Here is a 19,565-nt window from a genome sequence, read left to right as displayed (position 1 = left end):
TCTTTTAAAATCATTTGTTTTTAGTAATTAATGAAGTTGAAAAACTTTCAAGATGCTTTTTTATTGTAAAAAAAATGAAAAGAACCTATTTATTGACGCTTTTGTTTGTTGCCGGCGTCTGTTTAAATGCTTTTTCCCAACTGAATATAGCCGCGTCCAAAAAACTGATCCAGCGTATTGTTCCACAGCATTATCAGCAATTTGAAGTTAAATATCTTACTAAAGCGAGTGAGGAAGACCGTTTTGAAATTGAGTCAAAAAACGGAAAAATAGTGCTTTCGGGTAATAATGGTGTTGCTGTAGCCTCTGCTTTAAATTACTACCTGAAAGAATATTGCAATTTCGAGATCACCTGGAACGGGAGCAACCGCAATATGCCTAAAGTTCTACCTGTTATTAAAGAGAAAATCAGCAAAACAAGTCCACATGAGTTAAGGTATTACCTGAATTATTGTACTTTCAGCTATTCGATGGCTTGGTGGGACTGGAAACGCTGGGAAGAGGAAATCGACTGGATGGCTTTAAACGGAATCAATATGCCTTTAGCCATAACGGGTCAGGAGGCTATCTGGCAGAAGGTTTATAAAGGAATGGGATTTAGCGATAGAGACTTACAGGAATTCTTTACTGGCCCTGCTTATTTTGGCTGGTTTTATATGAATAATATGGATGCTTGGGGTGGCCCGCTTCCTCAATCCTGGATAGATTCGCATAAAGATTTACAGAAGAAGATTCTTGCCAGACAAAGAGAATTAGGAATGATTCCAGTACTGCCGGCATTCACTGGACATGTGCCTAAATCGTTCGTAAAGAAGTTTCCCGAAGCAAAGGTTGACAGCGTAAACTGGCAGGGTAATTTTCCGAATATCTATATGCTGAATCCTAACGATCCGATGTTTTCTAAAATAGGAGAACAGTTTCTTAAAGAGCAGACCAGGGAATATGGTACAGATCATTATTATTCATCCGACATATTTAATGAACTGAACCCACCATCATCAGATCCTAAATACCTGTATGATATCAGCGAGAAGGTATATTCTTCTATGAAGAAAGTTGATCCAAAGTCGGTTTGGGTTATGCAGGCCTGGTTGTTTGTGAGTGCCCATGGCAGAAAATTCTGGACTCCGGAAAGAATGCAGGCTTTTCTGAAACCTGTTCCTGATGATAAACTGATAATTCTTGATTTGTATACTGAGAATCGTCCGCGATGGAAAAATACTGAAGGGTATTATGGTAAAAAATGGGTTTGGAATATGCTGCATAATTTTGGAGGTAATATAGGTCTATTTGGTAAAGCGCAGACTATAGCAAGCGAACCTGCAAGGGTTTTGTCAGATCCGATGAAAGGGAATTACAGTGGCATTGGTTTAACGATGGAAGGTATAGAACAAAATCCTTTTATCTACCAATTGATGCTTGACCATGTCTGGAATAACGAACCTATTGAGCTGGAAAAATGGACCAACAAGTATATTACCAGACGTTATGGGGTTTTAGATAACAATGCTGTAAAAGCCTGGGAAATATTGTTAAATACGGTTTATAAAGATAACAATAAAGACCAGGGAGCTCCTGAGTCTATACTTAGTGGCAGACCAACATTTGCACAAAACAGCTATTGGACCTGGACAGATTTGTATTATGATAACCGTGAGTTTGTAAGGGCATGGGACTATTTAATAAAATCTGCAGATAAGCTTAGAAATAGTGATGGTTTCCAGTATGATATAGTAGATATTACCAGACAGGCGATGGCTAATTATGCAACGGCTTTACAAAGACAACTGGCTTATACTTATTATGCTGGTGATGTTAATACTTATGAAAAGGAGTCTAGGAGATTTCTGGAGCTCCTTTCGGATTTAGACCGGCTTTTGGCTACAAGAAAAGATTTCTTACTGGGCATATGGATAGACGATGCCAAGAAATGGGCTACTAATGATGCTGAGAGGAAACTTTACGAATTTAATGCCAAAGATTTGGTTTCTATGTGGGGACATAAAGACATTACTATCAATGATTATTCCGCAAGACAGTGGAGTGGATTAGTAGAAAATTACTATAAGCAACGCTGGAAGATATTCTTCGATCAGTCTTTGCAGAAACTGAAGAACAATGAGATTTGGGATCAGGCGGAATTTGAAAAATATATTAAAGATTGGGAATGGAACTGGGTAAACAGGCGGGAAACTTACCCCACCAATACAAAAGGAGACCCTGTAAATGTTTCTAAAGAAATGTATAACAAGTATTTTCCGATAATAGTTAACGTTAACATTGTAAAATAAAAAGCGTTAATTATATTTATGGAATTAAAGCTGCTTGTGAGATTATAATTCTTAAGGCAGCTTTTTATTTACCTGAATTAAATTTATGAAAAAGACATTATTAACAAGTTTGTTTTTGCTTTGTTTAGCTTTTGTATCGTTTTCTCAGGATTCCAAAGAGTTGAACTGGATAGATTTTCAGCAAGATAAATCCATTAAGTTACAGGGGCAGCTTTGGAGTAACCAATTACAGGATCGTTTCGATCGACTGCCTGCTGCTTACGAAAACAAAGTAAGAAAGGAAGTTTGGAACCTTTCTAAAAATTCGGCTGGTATTTATCTGGATTTTCATACCACTTCTGATAGCATAGCTTTAAAGTATAAATATCAGGGTAAAGAATCTCTAAAAAATATGACGTCGATAGGTGTTAGTGGGGTAGATCTTTATGCTTATACGAAAGATAAGCGCTGGATTTGGGTGCAATGGAAATATGTATCTTTTAAACAGGACGATATGACCATCACTTTTGGCGGATTGAAGGGAAATGAAGTCAGCAAATACCGTTTGTATTTTCCTTTATACAATTCGGTATCCGATTTTAAAATTGGACTTAACAAAAATGCACAGCTGACTCAATTACCTAATACAACGAAACCCATCATTGTTTATGGTACTTCAATAGCGCAAGGTGCGTCGGCTTCGCGAGCTGGTTTAGCCTGGACAGCATTTTTAGGCAGGAAGGTAAACGCTCCTGTGGTAAATCTTGGTTTTTCAGGAAATGGGAGGTTAGAGAAGGAACTGGTAGATTTAATTGCCGCTGAAGAGGCATCCATATATGTTATAGATTGTTTGCCTAATCTTACAGCTTTTTCAGATGACGAGGTTTACCAGCGTTTAATGTATGCTTTAATAACCCTGAGAAGCAAACATCCTAAAACGCCAATTGTATTTACAGAACATGCTGACGCTACTATAGATTTGTTGAACAATAATTCGCAGCTGGAATATCAAAGAGTAAATAGAAATTTTAGAAAATTCGTAGCCGAAAATATCAGTGGAAAAGATAATAATGTTTATGTTGTTTCTGCCGAATCTATAGGTTTAGGAGTTGATGATACGATAGACGGAGTGCATCCATCAGATATGGGTATGAAAAAATATGCCGATGCTTATTTTAGAGTAATTCAAAAAATCCATTGATCTCCGAAAGCTAATCTACCTATAAAAACATTTCAAAAAGCGCTCTGTTGTATTTATTATAAAATGCAAATACAACGGATATGGATATTAAAGTAAGACAACTTACTAAAAAGGATTACAGTGATTTAAAGAGATCTATGCAGGAGGCTTACGATTGCAAGGAAGTAGAAACCTGGACTCGTAAGAACATAGTAGACCTTATAGATATATTTCCAGAAGGGCAATTGTGTGTAGAACTTAACGGGCATGTTGTTGCATGTGCTTTGGCAATTATACTAAATTCAAAGAACACCAATATTTACGATAAATATTATAGTATCATTGATAACGGAAGGTTTACAAAACATGATATTGAAGGTGACGTATTATACGGTATAGAGGTTTTCGTCCATCCCAAATATAGGGAGTTAAGGTTAGGTAGAAGGCTTTATGATGCCAGAAAAGAACTGTGTGAGGAAATGAACCTGAAAAGTATAGTAGCCGGAGGTAGAATTCCTAATTACCATAAATACGCCGATAAACTAAGCACCAAGCAATACATAGAGAAAGTAAGAAAAAAAGAAATTTATGATCCAACTTTAACATTCCAGTTGTCTAATGATTTTCACGTAAAGAAGATATTAAGAAACTATCTTCCCAATGATAGTGAATCTATGGAATATGCGACTTTACTGGAATGGAACAATATTTATTACGATGCGGAAGCCCGTTCTATTTCACCGGCAAAGCAAACCATTCGTTTGGGATTGGTACAGTGGCAAATGCGTACATTTGCGACGTTGGAAGCCTTTTACGATCAGATAGAATTCTTCGTAGATGCGGTGAGTGATTATGGAGCAGATTTTATCTTACTGCCCGAATTTTTCAATACACCTTTAATGAGCCCTTATAATGATCTCCCGGAACGCGAAGCGATGAAAAAGCTGGCCGAACATACCGAAGAAATTAAGGAAAAAATATTATCATTTGCGGTTTCTTACAACGTAAATATTATTGCGGGGAGTATGCCCATAGTGGAAGGAACTAAAATCTACAACATCTCTTATTTATGTCATAGAAGCGGAAAAATAGATTCCTATAAAAAGGTTCATATTACCCCAAACGAGCTACGGTATTACGGATTGGAAGGTGGGAGCGAAGTAAAAGTATTCGATACAGATTGCGGAAAAGTTGGATTATTGATCTGTTATGACGTAGAGTTTCCTGAGTTGAGCAGAATCCTTGCAGACCAGGGAATGAAGATTTTATTTGTTCCTTTTATGACCGATACACAAAATGGATATATGCGTGTTCGCTATTGTGCACAGGCCAGAGCCATTGAAAACGAATGTTATGTTGCTATCGCCGGATCTGTAGGAAATTTGCCCAGAGTAAACAATATGGATATACAATATTCCCAATCGGCGGTATTTACACCTTCGGATTTTGCCTTCCCCAACAATGCAATAAAAGCAGAAGCAACACCAAACACAGAAATGGTATTAATTGCCGACGTGGATTTATATGCCTTAAGGGATTTGCATGAATACGGAACCGTGAAAACAATGAAAGATAGAAGAAGAGACTTGTATGAGGTGAAATTGTTGAAATAGAAAATTAACCGATATGAAGAGATATAATGGACCAAACGATCCTAAAAAGTTTAAGGATAAAAATAGTTTAACTCCCGAAGGCGATGAAGAGTTCTTTGATACGGTAAACGGAAATGCTAAGAATGACGAGCAACTGGCTGCAAGCGATGCCGATTATATTAAAGATGAAGACAATACCAAACCTTTCGAAGATGAGGATGATATAGAAGATTTCGACGATGAGATAAATAATAAAGATGACGATAAAGCGGAACCATTTTTGTAATATATAAGTACACAAAATACCTATATTATGGAAAACAAGGAGCGAGAAGAATTAGATAAATTAAATGAGAAACACACACCGAATCCTATAGAAACAGATTACGAAGCTAATAAAGAAAATCCCGGGCCCGCAAAAGAAGCAGTAACCGAGAAAAATGATGAAAAAGCGGGAAGGCTGCAATATTGGCTTTTATTTGTCATCATGGTCGTCCTGCTAATTTTCTGGCTGATTTATAAATCTGTATTTAAATCATTTTAGGGGATTGATATTCTGGACTCAATCCAATTCCGCTAATTATTTATAAGATGCTTAAGTTTTGATATAAACTTTTCATCGCTATAGTCGGACATTCCTCTGTGCCTGAAAACTACATTTCCCTTTTTATCTATAACCAGTGTGGTAGGCAAAGAACTATCGAATACGGTTTTAGGAATGGGAGAGGCCATTATAAAAATTGGAATGCTATAGTTATGTTTTTTTAGAAAAGATTGAGACTTATCAAATTGGCCGTCAACATCAACAAAAATAAACACAACCTCATCAGACATCTGATTATATAGTTTTTGTATAGAAGGCATTTCTGCGATACATGGTGGGCACCAGGTCGCCCAAAAATTTAAAAAGACAACCTTTCCTTTTAAATCTCCCATTTTTAGCAATGTCCCGTCGGTACTGGCAAATGTGATATCTTCGTCTATAGGTCCAAATACTTTCTTTTCGTCTAATGATGGAGAAAATAAGCCTATTCTGAATAATTGTTGTGTGACAAAGGTTCTGGCTTTCATGTTAAAAAGAACAAATAACATGACTAACATTGAAATAATGAATCCCCAATTATTTTTCCAAAACTTTTTCATAGCATTAAACCTAGTTGAATATTGATTTTATAGATGAAGCTTCGGAAGGCTTTAGCTTTCCGGCAAGTACTAAACGGAGTTCCCTTCTTTGCATAGCGGTATTAAAAAGTGCGATTTCTTCAGCTGTTTCCGGTATAAGTTCAGGAACTTCTGTTTTTACGCCATTCTCATTTAAGGCCACGAAGGTATAAAATGCCTCGTTGGATTTTACTTTACTACCCGAAGGTATGTTTTCTGCATAAACGGTTATCCTGACTTCCATAGAGGTGTTAAAAGAGCGGGTTACTTTGGCCTGTATAGTAATAACATCACCCAGCTTAACAGGGTTTCTAAAAGATACGTTATCTACAGAAGCAGTTACAGCAATATTATTACAATGCCTTTGTGCAGAAATTCCAGCGGCAATATCCATCCAGTGTAATAAACGACCTCCCATTAAATTATGTAGCATATTCGTGTCGTTTGGTAAAACCAATTCACTCATAACTACCAGAGATTCCTTTGCTTTTTTTGCCTTTAACATACGGTTGAATATTTATTTTCTTGAATTTAACATGGTGTAAGATATCAATTCTTCATAGCGAGAACCTGGTTGTTTATAATAAACTAATATTTGATAGCTGTTTTCGGTTTCGTAAAAGTCTCCATCGAAAGCATTATCATCAATTATGCTGCCTTTATTATCTGCCCAGGTATAATGATAGTCCGTAACGCCTTGTTTCAACAACAATTTTGTGTAATATAGTTTGTTAGTCGCATCATAAATTAATTTAGACGCTTCATCTTTTCTGTAATTATTGAATTTTCCGACGATATAAGCATTGCCATTTTCGGATGGAGGAGTAGACAGTAGTGTAAAATAAACCCAGCAATAGTCGGCATCGTAATTTTCATTGCTTCCATCCTGATTGATAATATAAAAATTTCCGTTTTCATCAAATTGACTTGTATAAGTTGGCGTATTCCAAACGGGGTCTGCGAATAATTTGATATGATAAAGGGAGTCCTGATTGATATTTTCCGTCGTCTGGGACTTGAATCTTAAACTGCGGGTATCAAAACGTCTAAATTCGTTGCCGCCATCAAAATCATTGGTTTTTACATCTTCATAAACCAATTGGTCGTTTCTTATAAAGAGAGGAACATTGGTCATTTTTTGTGTGTCAAAACGCTCGTTTTGCATAACAACAGCTCTAATTTCCTGATAGGGATTTTGAACGATGAAACCCGGATGCTGAATAACAAAATTAACCTTCTGTCTTTTATCTCTTTCTTTTACAATAGAAGATTGTGTGATAATAGCATTTACCCTTACTTTAGGATTAATTATAAAAAAACGCTTTGTTAAAAGAAGTCTTTCCTGATCGCCATCTTCATAAACTTTAAGCAAATAGTTTCCGGATAGTTTAGGTTTAACTGTCTGGTTAGGAATTCGTAATTCATAATGAATGTATTTCTGGAAAGTGTTAAAAGAAATTTTATAATCGTTAATCCTGTCTTCGGTAAAACTTTCGAAATAATCTATAGGACTAAGAGGAGAGGGCTTCCATTCCGCGTCGCAATGCACCAAAGTATAGTAAAAGCTTCTGTTATCAGCTCTTAAGTCATCAAATTTAAGAATCAGTTCGTCTCCTGACCCCAAATGTATGACAGGGAAGGACTGCACCTTTTCCGAATTATATAGTTCTACGCTTTTTATCTCAGGAATATAGCTATAGTCGGTATAAAGAAGTTCGGATCTTGGAGTACTGATAATTGTTTTTCGCTGTTTTTTGTTTTTATTCTGAGCTATAGCATGATGCTGAAAAATAACCAGAATAAATCCTAAACTTAGTAGACATAATTTTCTTAACATGCACCAATTTAACATTTATCATATTATTATTGATGATTAATCTGTTTTTAAATGCAGAATTTATTCGGGTAATGGAAAAAGGTTAAAGGGATATTCAACTTTTTTCCAGTACTAAAAAAGAAAATTTATTTTAGGAAATCGGCATACCAATGCCCCGACGATTTTACGATACGTTGCTGATTCTGGAAATCCACATACACTAATCCGAATCTCGGGTGGTATCCCTCAGCCCATTCGAAATTATCCAGAAAAGTCCATACAAAGTATCCGTTTACATTTACCCCTTCTTGTTTGGCCCGAAATACCTGCTTGAGGATATCCTGTAAATATTGAACTCTTTTCGGGTCATCCACCTGATTGTTCTCGAGTCGGTCTGGAAAAGCAGCGCCATTTTCAGTGATAATCAGCGGAGGAATATTGGAATAAGCATTGAATTTTTTCAGAATGTGGTAAATAGACTCAGGGTAAACTTCCCATTTCATGGCTGTCATTTCTACTTTACGCTTTTCTGCACTTACTATTTTTGCCCGTAAAAACGGTACAAAGGTAGCATGACGTATAATTTCACGAGTATAGTTTTGAATACCAATGAAATCCATGTTGAATTTTAATTCATTTTCATCATTTTGTTGCATGTATTTTTCAATACGATTAAGGATTTTGACATCGTCTGTTGGGTATCCCAGTCCGAGTAATGGCTCGATAAAAAGTCGGTTAAATAATGCGTCAGCTTTCTTCGCTGCGACGATATCTTTATCTCTGTTTGTAAAAGGTTCTATATGAGAGCATGAGAACGTTGTTCCAACAACACTGTCATTTTGTATAGATTTGATAATTCTTGCTCCATGAGCCTGAGCCAGAGAAGCATGATGGACGGCAGATAAAAAGTTGCCCAAGCCTTTTTTTCCCGGAGCATGTATACCAAAAAAATAGCCAGCTGCTGTAAATACCGTAGGTTCGTTTAATACGATCCAATTTTTAACCCGATTGCCGAAATGTTTGACACAAATGGTTACATAGTCTCCAAACCATTCTTTAATATCCCGGTTCCTCCATCCGCCTTTCTTTTCAAGAGCATGGGGGAGATCCCAATGATATAAAGTAATCCAGGGGGTAATTTCCAATTCCAGCGAAAGATCGATAAGTCTATTGTAGAAATCAATACCCAGCTGATTTACTTTTCCTGTGCCATCGGGAAGTATTCGACTCCAGGAAATAGAAAATCTGTAATTAAGAATATTTAAACTGTGCATCAACTCCAAATCATGGATATAATGATTGTAGAAATCACAAGCGATGTCACCAGTATGGTTTTGAAATATTTTATTTTTCTTCTCTACAAAAACGTCCCAAATGGACGGTCCTTTGCCATGGCTATTGTGAGCCCCCTCAATTTGATAAGCAGCAGTAGAAACGCCCCATATAAAATCTTCGCCAAAGGCGTCTTTGGTTAATATCATTTATAGCATTTAATTTTCAGGCGATCTAACATCCGCTCTCCAATTCATCAATTTTTATGGAATCTAAGAGGAGAAAAAAACGAACTGAATTGTGCCAGAAACAGTCGCAAGAAAACCCTTTGGAAAAAATAGGAAATTGTTTTCATAACTCAAATGTTATTATACCATTAATACTTGTCATTCTCTGTAATAAAGGTAACAAGCATATGTATTCTTCTGATTAAAGATCTGTTAAGTTTGTGGGGATTTAAATATGCTCTCTATATCTGTAAGAAAAGCGATTGGAAAAGGCTTTTTTGGAAAAGTATAAAGGGGTTCATTCTTATAAAAAGATCTGCAGTACTCTATTTTCTCTCATTAGAACCACTTATTTTCATAATGACTCTTTTGTGCATGATACGTAAAAGCAAGTGTCAGGTTCAGATTAGCCTCCTTATAAACAAAAAAAGCGCTGTATATCAGCGCTTTTTTGTGCGGAGAAAGAGGGATTCGAACCCCCGGACCTGTTACAGTCAACGGTTTTCAAGACCGCCGCATTCGACCGCTCTGCCATTTCTCCGCCACAAAAGTACAAATATTGACTTAATCTGCAAATACAAAATCGGGCAGGAAACCTAACGAACTAATAAACAGTCGGATATTTTTAAAAATCCTGATTTTTAGATTCAGAATTATCGTTTTTTTCGCTTTTAAAGGAGTTAAACCGGGGACGAACAATTTTTATACTGCGTTTAGAAAGCTCTAAACTGGCATTTAATTCGAACCCAATTAAAAGTATGAGAGAGTTGAGATATAACCAGATCATCACCACAAGCAGGGTTCCGATAGATCCGTATAATTTATTATAAGCACCAAAATTGTTTATGAAGAATGTAAAACCTAAGGTTGTGAGGATAGCTAATACCGTAGCCAACCATGCACCGGGACTAAATAATTTCCATTTTTTTGCATTGGCCGGCCCGTATCTGTAAAGTAGGGAAGTGGTAAAAAAGTAAACACAAACAATTATTATCCAGCGACCTATTGTGATAAGAAATATCCAGAATTTATTGTTCTCAAAATTTAGTTCTTCCCGGAATGTGTTTAGAATAAATTCGGTAATTACAGTAATGGAAACGCCTAAAATGATAGAAAATATTGTTAAAACCGTCAAATTCATAGCGACAAGCCTTTGTTTTAACCAGGTTCTGGTTTCGACTATCAGAGATGATTTGTTAAAGGCTTGCATTAAAGTGTGAATTCCGTTTGTTGCAAAAAAAAGGGCAAGTAAGAAACCTATAGAGAGCAATTTTCCATTTTGATTCTTCACAATATCTTCCAATGTGTCTTCGAAGGCTTTGTAGGCATTTTCTGGCAATAACAAGGCGATAATGGCCATCAGCTGATTTTGAAAGTTTTTGATTGGAATGTAGGGAATCAGCGTAAATAAAAAGATTATAGCAGGAAATACAGCCATCAGGAAATTATAGGCCAGAGATGAAGCCTTATTCACCAAAGATTCTTTGCCTATTTCCTGAAAAAAAAAGGTAGCAACGGTGTATAGAGGAAGTGAGTTAAATCCCGGAAGGACAATTATCTTTGTCCAGGCGATAAACTTACGATAGAACCCAAAAGTGCATAAGAATCTATGTAGTTTCCTCATGTATCTAATTTACTCAAAAAAAGGATTTAATCTATCAGCAAAACTTTCCGGAGGCATACAAGGTTTGTTTTTTTGCATATCTACAAATACCATGGTTGTTTCTCCGGTATGTACATGTTCGTTGTTTTCGTTGTAAATGTCGTATTTGAATAGGATTCTAACTCCTGGTTTTTTCTCAATAATCACTTTTACAGTGATCAGCTCATCATATTTTATGGGTTTGAAAAATTTGGATTTCATTTCCAAAACAGGAAGCATCACACCCTCTTCTTCCATAGATTTATAGGTCATACCCAAACTACGCAAAGCTTCTGTTCGGCCTACTTCGTAATAGGTAGCGTAATTCCCATTATAAACGTAACCCATTTGGTCTGTATCAGCATATCTTACCCTAATTTTTGTTTCAAACACAAACATCAGCTTTCTCCTTTCTTATTTTTTGATATTCCTTTGGTTAAGAGCGGCCTGAAATTTTCTGGCATTAACTAAATGTTCAGAAAGTGTGGAGGCAAAATTGTGATATCCGGAAAAATCTTCTTTTGCACACATATAGATATAATTGTGCTTTTCGGGGTTTAGAGTTGCATCTATAGCATTAATAGAAGGCATCATGATTGGGCCCGGGGGCAAACCAAAATTCCTATAAGTATTATAAGGGGATTCTTTGGTTAAATGTCTGTTTAATACCCTGCGAATTGTGAAATCGTTATTGGCAAAGATAACAGTTGGGTCTGCCTCAAGTTTGATTCCTCTTCTCAATCTATTCAGATATAACCCCGCAATGGTTGGCATTTCTTTGTCTGCTAAAGCTTCGGCATCAACAATAGAAGCTAGAACAGTAACCTGCTGGGGAGTCATTTTCAATTCTTCAGCTTTTTTTAGCCTTTCAGGATTCCAGAATGTTTTATATTCTTTGTTCATTCTCTGGAAGAAGTCTTTTGCAGAAGTGTTCCAGAACATTTCGTAAGAATTGGGAATGAACATGGTATATACATTGTCTTTTGTAAATCCATATTCTCCTACAAACTGGCTCGAATCCAATAAATTCATTAGGGCAGCAGAGTCGAATTCAAGTTTTTTGGACATCAACTTAGCGAAATTCCCCTTTAACCTGACATTTCTGAAAGAGATATCCACAGGTTCCTGATTTCCTGCGATTAACATATTAGTTAAAGCGCGGTTGGTCATACCAGGCAGTATGGCGTATTTTCCAGATTTAAATTTAGTTTGAAGCTCTCTGTCGGTGGCTAAACTGAAAAAGTACTCTGGCCTTTTTAAGAAATCTCCTTTTGCAATGGAATCTTTCAGTTGTTGAAAAGTAGCTCCTGTTGGTACATATAAATATGTCTTTTCGTTTACTTTGATATTATTGGCAAAATATTTAAAGTAGAATTTGGGAAGTATAAAAACTGCTAAAAGTAAAATGACTACCACAATAGCAATTAATATATTTTTTGATTTTTTTATAGGCATCATAAATCTTATTTATTTTTTGATAGCGTGTAATATGGCTAAAGAATTCTTTGTAGTTTCAAAAGCCCTCCCTCTAAATTTCTAACATTCTTAAAACCGAAATTATTCAATAAGGTTTTTGCAGTTTTGCTACGTATTCCACGTTGACAAACGACAATTATTACTTTATCTTCGGGTATTTCCAGATCGTCATCTTCCAAAAGTTTCTGCATTTTTCCAAGAGGAATATTCGTCCCTCCAACGTTGAAAGTATGGAATTCCAACTCTTCCCTTACGTCTAAGATAAAAGTATCCTGTTTGTTAGTTTGAAGAATGTTGCTGAATTCTTCTGACTGTATGTCTTCCATTATTGATTAGATAGCACCAAATTGATCCTTGTACCTATACTCACTTTTACAACAGAATCTTGTACACTTGGGAATTGCGAAATCACAACTGCATTTGCGGAATCGGTTACCGTACCTTGGTAATGAATTTCCCCTAAAGTAAGTGAAGACCCTTTTATGGAGAATTTTGCCTCGCTCAAGGTTAAGCCTCTGAAATCTGGAACTTCTATTTCGCTGGCACCCATTCCGTCGCCTAGAATAAGATTAATTCTCGATCCTTTAGGCAATTTCTGACCGATCCTTACTGGTTGATTGGCATAATTGAATCCTAAAACGGCATCTCTGGCAATGTCTGATTTGTATATGGTGTCACCAATTTTTAAACCATAGTTTTCCAAGATGGCCTTAGCTTCTAAAAAGGTTTTATTTTCTATATCCGGAAAGTTGACATCCGGAGTTTGGAAACTTACTATGGTTAAATAGATAATCCGATTGGTTTTTACATTCGTTTCAGGGTCAGGATCTTGTTCCAGAACCATTCCTGCGGGTTTATCCATTACGTAAACAGAATCTATTTGGTACCGTAAACCTTTTTCATCCAAAATGCTAATGGCTTCGTTTATATTTAAACCTTTAACCAAAGGAACAGCCAGGCCTTCACCGTGTTTTGTGTAATAACGGAGGCTGAAAAATATGGTAAAAAGTAAAGTTAGGACAGATGCAATCGCAATAATTAATTGTTTGCGGAACTCTGGAGTTGCTAGATATTGAAAAAACTTACTCATTAAGTCAATTAGTATCAAAAATATACTTCAAACTTAGCCAAAAAACAGGAAACTGAGTTAACAAAAATCATAAACTTTGTTAAACTAATTGTGGATCAGCGAGAAACTATAAAGGTATTTTTTTTATTCGATTGAAAATAAAAACGTATTAACGTCTATATTTGAATATCATGAAAAAGAACATCGCGTTAGTAGCCGGCGGTTTTACAGGGGAGTCTGTAATATCTTTAAATAGTACAAAAACAGTATATAAGAATTTAGACAGATCGAAATACAACGTTTATCAGATTATTATAGATTCGGAAAAGTGGTATCATGAAGATGAACAGGGAGAATCGCATCTGATAGATAAAAATGATTTTAGCATAAATATAAAAGGGACAAAAGTGACTTTTGACTGTGCTTTTATTATTATACATGGTATTCCCGGAGAAGATGGGAAATTGCAGGGTTATTTTGATATGTTAAATATTCCATACACAAGTTGTGATGCTACAACGTCTGCAATTACGATGAATAAAGGTTATACCAAACAAATCGTATCTGCAGTCCCTGATCTTAATATTGCCAAATCGGTACAATTATTTTCTTTAGACTCGTATAAACAAGCGGAAATTGAACAAAATTTAGGCTTACCACTATTTGTAAAACCTAATAATGGCGGAAGTAGCATAGGGATGTCTAAAGTTAATGAATGGGATGATTTAGATAAAGCTGTACAAAGAGCTTTTGCAGAAGGATCTGAAGTTTTAATAGAGGAATTTATCTCTGGAAGAGAGTTTACTGTTGGCGCATATACTGTTGATGGAGAGGTTAATGTTTTACCTATTACCGAGATTATTACCACAAAAGAGTTTTTCGATTTTGAAGCAAAGTATACCGCAGGATTAACAAATGAAGTAACTCCGGCAGAATTAGACAATGAGCTGGTTGAAAGAATAGGAGAGATTATTAAAAGAACCTATATACAATTGAACTGTAAGGGAATGGTTAGGATTGATTTTATATTGAAAGATAATAAAGATTTCTACTTTATTGAGGTAAATACAATTCCCGGGCAGTCAGAAAATAGTATAATCCCGCAACAAGTTAGGGCAGCAGGATTAACTTTAACATATTTTTATGGGAATTTGATAGACGAAGCTTTAAAAACAGCTAAATAGAATAAAGCTTAATTATACTTTCTGGCAAAACAGCACTTCTGCCTGTTTTCATATCAATCATAACAAAATCGAACCAGCCTATAGTGCTGGTTTTGTTTGTTTTAAGATTATTTATCGTAAATTCTACTTTACAGCCTTTTTCGCCAATGTTTACAATACCGGTTTCTACACTAAACGTGTCACCCAATTTTAAAGGTCTTTTATATTCTATCTGCACTTTTTGAACCACCCAGCCGAAACCAAGTTTCAAAAACTCGTCCATGGCCATTCCATAAAAAAGCTCCATTTGCTCATATCTCGCAGCTAAAACATAGTCTAGATATATGCTATTGTGTACATGATTGAACATGTCTATATCATCAGGACGAACTTTATGTTCAGTTTTAAATTTTTTATATTCGCTCATATTGATACTTTCTCGCTGCGAAAGTAATCTTTATTATCCTGTGTTCGGATTTTTATTTTTAAAATTGACTTTAAACCAATTTTTGCTCAGGTTTTTATTTTATTTTGAACTTGTGATTATTACATAATTAATCGTACTTTTGCACACAATTAATTAAATTTTAGCTTTAATATTATTCAAGTAATGTATTTAAGTACAGAAAAGAAGAAGGAAATCTTCAAAGAACACGGAAACGCTGAAACAAACACAGGTTCTCCGGAAGGACAAGTTGCATTATTCACTTACAGAATTGCACATTTAACTGGCCACTTAAAATCTAACAGAAAAGATTTTTCTACTCAGTTAGCACTACAAAAATTGGTTGGTAAAAGAAGAGCTTTATTAGCATATCTTTACAAAAAAGATATCAACAGATATAGAGCAATCATTAAATCATTAGGATTAAGAGATATCATTAAATCTATCTAATCTTTAGATTGTAAAATCTTCTAAAAAAAGCTTCTAGATTTCTAGAAGCTTTTTTTGTTTTATCCCAGTAGATTATTAGTAAACCGCATTTTTATACCTACCTGAAAATTATAAATTGTTTTGAATATCTCTTTTAATGTAGCTTTCTCGATTTTTGTAAGTTTATCAATCTGTATATAATTATCAGGCCCTGTTTTAGCTATCATAATTTGATTTGCCTGGTTTTTAAGCCTCATTCCCATCAAATAATAATAAGATTGATATAATTCATGATATTGCTCAGGACTAAAAACACCCAGTTCCATAAGCTTCTTCAATCTTTCTCCTGTATTTTCTTCGTATATTCTTTTACGAAGTGCATAAACGCGAACAAGATCGACAATAGGAGTCATGGCGTTTTTTATATCAAATACTTCTGATTTGCCAATTGTTTGTGTTCTGATGTTGTTAAAGAAAGTTAATGGAGGTTCATACTGAAGTGCATTTTTAGCGATATGCGCAAAAAAGCGTTCTATAGGTTTTTGAAGCTCTTCTTCTAAGAACTCTTTTAACTGATGAATAATGGTTCTGTCTCCGTATAAATATCTACAATCGAAAAATGTAGAGAATTTGATCGCATTTTCCGGAACAGATTCTTCAATCCATTTTTTATAATTGCGTTTCCAATGTGAAAGAGAATGCGTCCAGTCCGGATTGCTGGCCATATAACCACCTTTGCAATACACGAAACCTATATCATTTAAATTATCGGAGACTCTTTTGGCAAATTCCAGGAAATATTCCCTAACCATTTCCCGGTGTTCGTTGGCTTTGTCTTCGTAAATAATTGCATTGTCCTGATCGGTTTTAAGGGTTTGTTCTTTACGGCCTTCGCTACCTGTAACCATAAAAACAAATTTAGCGGGAGGTTCACCCATTTCACCGATAATCTTTTCAATTACTTTAATAGCGATTGTGTCTGCTATGGTTGTGATTACCTGATTTACGATCTCTGCATGTACGCCCCGTCCCAATAATTGGTTGATAATTTCGGGAACGTAATTCCATTTTTCCCTAAGTTCCTCCACGGTTACCGCAGATCTAACTGATTGGATAAACACGAGTGGAGATTGTCCCTGTTCACTCAGTAATCTGTTTCTACTCAAAAAGCCTACATATTTACCTTCCTTTTCCACTAAAAGATATTTAGTTTTTGTTCTAAACATCATTAATACAGCCTCATATAAATAAGCCTGATTGGATATAGAAACAATAGGGTTATCCATTACGGATGATATTGGCTCCTCCGGATTTCTCTTTTCTGCAATTACATTATCCCGCAGCGTAATATCCGTTGCATAACCAATAATGTTTTCGTTCTTATCTTTTACGAATAGACAACTTACTTTATTCTTAGCCATATGCCTTGCTGCTTCGAAAATAGGGGTGTCGGCATCGCAAGAAACGATATCTTTATAAATTATTCCTTCTATTTTTCTGGAATACAGTTGCTCTGCAGCAATGTAACTTTCTTCAAATGATGCTGGTTTTTTAACAAAATGAGCAAACTCCTCATCAAGCATTCGCTTTCCGAAATCTGCTGTGTAGTATTGGAAAAATTCGTCGTAAGCATTACATAAGCCAATAAAGTCTTTTCTTGGCAAGCTATAAATGATAGTTCCTTTCTTTGCAATGACAGATTTTAGAGCTTTGGTTCGGTTTAATAAGATAGAAATACCCCCAAAACAATAAGGAGTATGATGGACTTCTACTGATCGTTTATTTTCGGAAGGGTCAAAAAAGAATGTCTCATATTCACCTTCGTAAATAATATCAACACCTTTCATTTCGGTAACTTCCTGACGGTAAGCCAGTGTATCTTTATAGTATTTTATTTCTGTAAGTGCGTCGGCTACGCCTTTTAAAATGCTATCAGGAAGCAAATCAAAAGGTTTTGTTTTCTTTAAAAGTTCGACCAATTTGTTCATAAGCTGCTGCATTTTGGGAGTAAAATAGAAAAAAAATTAACAGACTTGTTCTTCCAGGGCATTTAATTGTTTTAAAAAATACTCCTTTTGTTTTGTTACGTCTTGGATAGTGATTTGTCCTCTTTTTAAAAGCTCGAAAAAACAATCTGCAGCGTGTTCGGCATCTTTTTCAGCATTGTGTAGATCTGCGGGATGTTTATCAAACAGATACTCGAACAATTCAGAGAGTTTAAGAAATTTAATTCTCGGATTCTTTGAAAAATCATGACTCTTTAGCATTGTACAAAAGAAATTACGTCCTTTAAATGGATTTTTTATCCTTGCCCGCAAATAATCAACACTTAATACATGTATATCAAGCTCTACAAAATGACCTATTATAAGTGGATCAAATTTCTTGATATCATAAGCTAATTTACGTAAGATATCTTTTCTTTTTTTTCCATGTGATTTTAGAAAGTCTTCTGTTATGCCATGGATCTTTATAGAATCCTTACTAATAGTGACATCATTTTCATTGATAAAGTAATTCTCACGTTTTATTTCAGTTCCGTCCGGATGATAGATAATCCAGGATATCTGCAAAGCGTATGGCCAATTTAAATTGTTGGTATAGGGAAGATCCCATCGTTTAGGAAGCCCAGAGGTTTCTGTATCAATAAACAACAAATAATCCTTCAAAACTCTGATTTCTTTAAAAATTGAATCAATAAAGATATCAAATCCAATTTGAATGACTTGAGATTTTATACTTTTTCTTTTTGTAAAAGGGCAGGGATTGTCTTGAAAATAATTTTTAGATCAAGCCATATGGAATAATTGCTTGCATAGAAATTATCGAGTTTCTTTCTTTCTCGTTCAGACATATCTTTTTTTCCTCTTCGGCTAATTTGCCAAAGTCCTGTAAGCCCCGCAGGAGCCAAGAAACGCATAGACCACTCGTTTGTAGTCAATTTCTCCGCCTCGTATAAAGGCAAAGGCCGATTTCCTACCAAAGACATATCGCCCTTAAGAACATTCAATAACTGAGGAAGTTCATCAATGCTACTATTTCTTAAGAAATTGCCTAATTTAGTTACCCGAGGATCATCTTTAATTTTAAAAAAAGCAGCGTCTCCGCCTTGGTATTGATTGTTTTTAGATAATTTTTCGACTTCCTTATCTGCGTCTTTTTTCATGGAGCGGAACTTATAGAAATCGAAAATTTTATATCCTGTACCTACTCGTTTACTTGTGTAAAACACAGGTCCTTTGGAGTCTAACTTAATCAATATTGCAACTAATAAAAATAGAGGGCTTAAACTTATTAAAGCTATAGAGGATAGTAAAAGATCTAACATTCTTTTACCCGAAGGAATTTTATACTCTTCAATTTCTATCGGATATAGATCTTTTTTTTCTGCTCTTAACTGTTTATAAAAAGATAAAAATCTAAGCCTTTCTTTAACATCACTAAAAGGTATAGGAGGATTATAACAGTCACTTACGCCCAATTTTAACGCTCTTCTTGTAATAGCCTGATTGCTTTCCGTTAATAAAAGAATGATGATGATATTTCTCGTTAACCAGTGGTTTTTTAAATTTTCTACAATTTGAAAAACCTCATTGGTATTTTCCGGACTGATTTCGATAAGTAGATTATTGTTAAGATCATTAATAGAAAAAGATTGAGTCTCCTCTGTTAACGTCTTAATTGAATTAAATTCCTTTACAGAATATAGCCCATTTTCAAAACTAGATTCTAATTCCTCTTTGAAACCCTCGGCATAGTATATTACTTTCAGTACTGAGCTTTCAGTGGTGTAGGTATTATGATTGATATTTTGGAATTCCAT

20 protein-coding genes and 1 tRNA gene are annotated in these 19,565 nt (G+C 35.2%); 7 read left to right on the top strand and 14 right to left on the bottom strand.

Features of this window, described 5'->3' with window-relative positions; genetic code table 11:
• The first annotated feature begins 74 nt into the window (after positions 1-74).
• The 5 genes from PEDSA_RS05455 to PEDSA_RS05435 all read left to right on the top strand — a co-directional run bounded on the left by PEDSA_RS05455 (position 75) and on the right by PEDSA_RS05435 (position 5,586).
• On the top strand, positions 75-2,291 hold the full coding sequence (locus PEDSA_RS05455) for an alpha-N-acetylglucosaminidase (RefSeq protein WP_013632159.1): 2,217 nt from the start codon (positions 75-77) through the stop codon (positions 2,289-2,291).
• An 85-nt stretch (positions 2,292-2,376) separates the two neighbouring features.
• Positions 2,377-3,471: an SGNH/GDSL hydrolase family protein gene (locus PEDSA_RS05450; protein ID WP_013632158.1), complete on the top strand. Its 1,095-nt coding sequence runs from the start codon at positions 2,377-2,379 to the stop codon at positions 3,469-3,471.
• An 80-nt stretch (positions 3,472-3,551) separates the two neighbouring features.
• Entirely contained in the window at positions 3,552-5,063 is a 1,512-nt protein-coding gene (locus tag PEDSA_RS05445) for a carbon-nitrogen hydrolase family protein (protein WP_013632157.1), read from the top strand.
• Between the two features lie 13 nt (positions 5,064-5,076).
• Positions 5,077-5,328 carry a hypothetical protein gene (locus PEDSA_RS05440; protein WP_013632156.1) on the top strand — a complete coding sequence of 84 codons (252 nt, stop codon included), beginning with the start codon at positions 5,077-5,079 and terminating at the stop codon, positions 5,326-5,328.
• A gap of 27 nt (positions 5,329-5,355) precedes the next feature.
• Positions 5,356-5,586 (top strand): hypothetical protein, encoded by a 231-nt coding sequence (locus PEDSA_RS05435; protein ID WP_013632155.1) that lies wholly within the window; start codon positions 5,356-5,358, stop codon positions 5,584-5,586.
• 32 nt (positions 5,587-5,618) lie between these two features.
• On the opposite strand, the gene PEDSA_RS05430 is transcribed toward PEDSA_RS05435, so the two are convergent.
• The 10 genes from PEDSA_RS05430 to PEDSA_RS05385 all read right to left on the bottom strand — a co-directional run bounded on the left by PEDSA_RS05430 (position 5,619) and on the right by PEDSA_RS05385 (position 13,726).
• Positions 5,619-6,185 (bottom strand): TlpA family protein disulfide reductase, encoded by a 567-nt coding sequence (locus PEDSA_RS05430; RefSeq protein WP_013632154.1) that lies wholly within the window; start codon positions 6,183-6,185, stop codon positions 5,619-5,621.
• A gap of 10 nt (positions 6,186-6,195) precedes the next feature.
• Positions 6,196-6,708: an acyl-CoA thioesterase gene (locus PEDSA_RS05425; RefSeq protein ID WP_013632153.1), complete on the bottom strand. Its 513-nt coding sequence runs from the start codon at positions 6,706-6,708 to the stop codon at positions 6,196-6,198.
• Between the two features lie 12 nt (positions 6,709-6,720).
• Positions 6,721-8,040 (bottom strand): type IX secretion system plug protein, encoded by a 1,320-nt coding sequence (locus tag PEDSA_RS05420; protein ID WP_041536983.1) that lies wholly within the window; start codon positions 8,038-8,040, stop codon positions 6,721-6,723.
• Between the two features lie 125 nt (positions 8,041-8,165).
• Complete coding sequence (locus PEDSA_RS05415) at positions 8,166-9,500, bottom strand: GH1 family beta-glucosidase (RefSeq protein ID WP_013632151.1); 1,335 nt, start codon at positions 9,498-9,500, stop codon at positions 8,166-8,168.
• A gap of 474 nt (positions 9,501-9,974) precedes the next feature.
• A tRNA-Ser gene (locus PEDSA_RS05410) sits at positions 9,975-10,059 on the bottom strand.
• Between the two features lie 84 nt (positions 10,060-10,143).
• A complete protein-coding gene (locus PEDSA_RS05405; protein WP_013632150.1) occupies positions 10,144-11,142 on the bottom strand; it encodes a YihY/virulence factor BrkB family protein in 999 nt (332 codons plus the stop codon).
• 9 nt (positions 11,143-11,151) lie between these two features.
• On the bottom strand, positions 11,152-11,559 hold the full coding sequence (locus PEDSA_RS05400) for an acyl-CoA thioesterase (protein ID WP_013632149.1): 408 nt from the start codon (positions 11,557-11,559) through the stop codon (positions 11,152-11,154).
• Between the two features lie 15 nt (positions 11,560-11,574).
• On the bottom strand, positions 11,575-12,615 hold the full coding sequence (gene mltG, locus PEDSA_RS05395; RefSeq protein WP_013632148.1) for an endolytic transglycosylase MltG: 1,041 nt from the start codon (positions 12,613-12,615) through the stop codon (positions 11,575-11,577).
• A 38-nt stretch (positions 12,616-12,653) separates the two neighbouring features.
• Positions 12,654-12,962, bottom strand: coding sequence for a rhodanese-like domain-containing protein (locus tag PEDSA_RS05390; protein WP_013632147.1), 309 nt, complete (start codon positions 12,960-12,962; stop codon positions 12,654-12,656).
• Positions 12,962-13,726, bottom strand: a complete 765-nt coding sequence (locus tag PEDSA_RS05385; protein ID WP_013632146.1) for a PASTA domain-containing protein — start codon at positions 13,724-13,726, stop codon at positions 12,962-12,964. The genes PEDSA_RS05390 and PEDSA_RS05385 overlap by 1 nt, the downstream gene beginning before the upstream one ends.
• A gap of 170 nt (positions 13,727-13,896) precedes the next feature.
• On the opposite strand from PEDSA_RS05385, the gene PEDSA_RS05380 reads away from it, so the two are divergent.
• Positions 13,897-14,889: a D-alanine--D-alanine ligase gene (locus PEDSA_RS05380; RefSeq protein ID WP_013632145.1), complete on the top strand. Its 993-nt coding sequence runs from the start codon at positions 13,897-13,899 to the stop codon at positions 14,887-14,889.
• Here PEDSA_RS05380 and PEDSA_RS05375 read toward each other — a convergent pair.
• The gene (locus tag PEDSA_RS05375; protein WP_013632144.1) at positions 14,882-15,295 is read right to left on the bottom strand and encodes an acyl-CoA thioesterase; all 414 of its coding nucleotides are present in this window, start codon (positions 15,293-15,295) and stop codon (positions 14,882-14,884) included. The two genes, PEDSA_RS05380 and PEDSA_RS05375, sit on opposite strands and share 8 nt — an antisense overlap.
• Positions 15,296-15,478: 183 nt before the next feature.
• On the opposite strand from PEDSA_RS05375, the gene rpsO reads away from it, so the two are divergent.
• On the top strand, positions 15,479-15,763 hold the full coding sequence (gene rpsO, locus PEDSA_RS05370) for a 30S ribosomal protein S15 (protein WP_013632143.1): 285 nt from the start codon (positions 15,479-15,481) through the stop codon (positions 15,761-15,763).
• A gap of 59 nt (positions 15,764-15,822) precedes the next feature.
• Here the strand turns inward: rpsO and PEDSA_RS05365 are convergent, their stop codons facing one another.
• From PEDSA_RS05365 to PEDSA_RS05355, 3 genes are all read right to left on the bottom strand, one after another.
• Complete coding sequence (locus PEDSA_RS05365; protein ID WP_013632142.1) at positions 15,823-17,730, bottom strand: DUF294 nucleotidyltransferase-like domain-containing protein; 1,908 nt, start codon at positions 17,728-17,730, stop codon at positions 15,823-15,825.
• 36 nt (positions 17,731-17,766) lie between these two features.
• The gene (locus PEDSA_RS05360) at positions 17,767-18,411 is read right to left on the bottom strand and encodes a 3'-5' exonuclease (RefSeq protein ID WP_013632141.1); all 645 of its coding nucleotides are present in this window, start codon (positions 18,409-18,411) and stop codon (positions 17,767-17,769) included.
• A 65-nt stretch (positions 18,412-18,476) separates the two neighbouring features.
• The gene (locus tag PEDSA_RS05355; protein WP_013632140.1) at positions 18,477-19,565 is read right to left on the bottom strand and encodes a sugar transferase; all 1,089 of its coding nucleotides are present in this window, start codon (positions 19,563-19,565) and stop codon (positions 18,477-18,479) included.

This window comes from Pseudopedobacter saltans DSM 12145 (assembly GCF_000190735.1).
Taxonomy (GTDB): domain Bacteria; phylum Bacteroidota; class Bacteroidia; order Sphingobacteriales; family Sphingobacteriaceae; genus Pseudopedobacter; species Pseudopedobacter saltans.
Note: the sequence above shows the minus strand (reverse complement) of the source record. Positions and strands in the feature narration are given on the sequence as shown.

Coding starts and splice junctions, on each gene's coding strand:
- PEDSA_RS05455 (WP_013632159.1), top strand. CDS start 75: ATGAAAAGAACCTATTTATTGACGCTTTTGTTTGTTGCCGGCGTCTGT.
- PEDSA_RS05450 (WP_013632158.1), top strand. CDS start 2,377: ATGAAAAAGACATTATTAACAAGTTTGTTTTTGCTTTGTTTAGCTTTT.
- PEDSA_RS05445 (WP_013632157.1), top strand. CDS start 3,552: ATGGATATTAAAGTAAGACAACTTACTAAAAAGGATTACAGTGATTTA.
- PEDSA_RS05440 (WP_013632156.1), top strand. CDS start 5,077: ATGAAGAGATATAATGGACCAAACGATCCTAAAAAGTTTAAGGATAAA.
- PEDSA_RS05435 (WP_013632155.1), top strand. CDS start 5,356: ATGGAAAACAAGGAGCGAGAAGAATTAGATAAATTAAATGAGAAACAC.
- PEDSA_RS05430 (WP_013632154.1), bottom strand. CDS start 6,185: ATGAAAAAGTTTTGGAAAAATAATTGGGGATTCATTATTTCAATGTTA.
- PEDSA_RS05425 (WP_013632153.1), bottom strand. CDS start 6,708: ATGTTAAAGGCAAAAAAAGCAAAGGAATCTCTGGTAGTTATGAGTGAA.
- PEDSA_RS05420 (WP_041536983.1), bottom strand. CDS start 8,040: ATGTTAAGAAAATTATGTCTACTAAGTTTAGGATTTATTCTGGTTATT.
- PEDSA_RS05415 (WP_013632151.1), bottom strand. CDS start 9,500: ATGATATTAACCAAAGACGCCTTTGGCGAAGATTTTATATGGGGCGTT.
- PEDSA_RS05405 (WP_013632150.1), bottom strand. CDS start 11,142: ATGAGGAAACTACATAGATTCTTATGCACTTTTGGGTTCTATCGTAAG.
- PEDSA_RS05400 (WP_013632149.1), bottom strand. CDS start 11,559: ATGTTTGTGTTTGAAACAAAAATTAGGGTAAGATATGCTGATACAGAC.
- mltG (WP_013632148.1), bottom strand. CDS start 12,615: ATGCCTATAAAAAAATCAAAAAATATATTAATTGCTATTGTGGTAGTC.
- PEDSA_RS05390 (WP_013632147.1), bottom strand. CDS start 12,962: ATGGAAGACATACAGTCAGAAGAATTCAGCAACATTCTTCAAACTAAC.
- PEDSA_RS05385 (WP_013632146.1), bottom strand. CDS start 13,726: ATGAGTAAGTTTTTTCAATATCTAGCAACTCCAGAGTTCCGCAAACAA.
- PEDSA_RS05380 (WP_013632145.1), top strand. CDS start 13,897: ATGAAAAAGAACATCGCGTTAGTAGCCGGCGGTTTTACAGGGGAGTCT.
- PEDSA_RS05375 (WP_013632144.1), bottom strand. CDS start 15,295: ATGAGCGAATATAAAAAATTTAAAACTGAACATAAAGTTCGTCCTGAT.
- rpsO (WP_013632143.1), top strand. CDS start 15,479: ATGTATTTAAGTACAGAAAAGAAGAAGGAAATCTTCAAAGAACACGGA.
- PEDSA_RS05365 (WP_013632142.1), bottom strand. CDS start 17,730: ATGAACAAATTGGTCGAACTTTTAAAGAAAACAAAACCTTTTGATTTG.
- PEDSA_RS05355 (WP_013632140.1), bottom strand. CDS start 19,565: ATGGAATTCCAAAATATCAATCATAATACCTACACCACTGAAAGCTCA.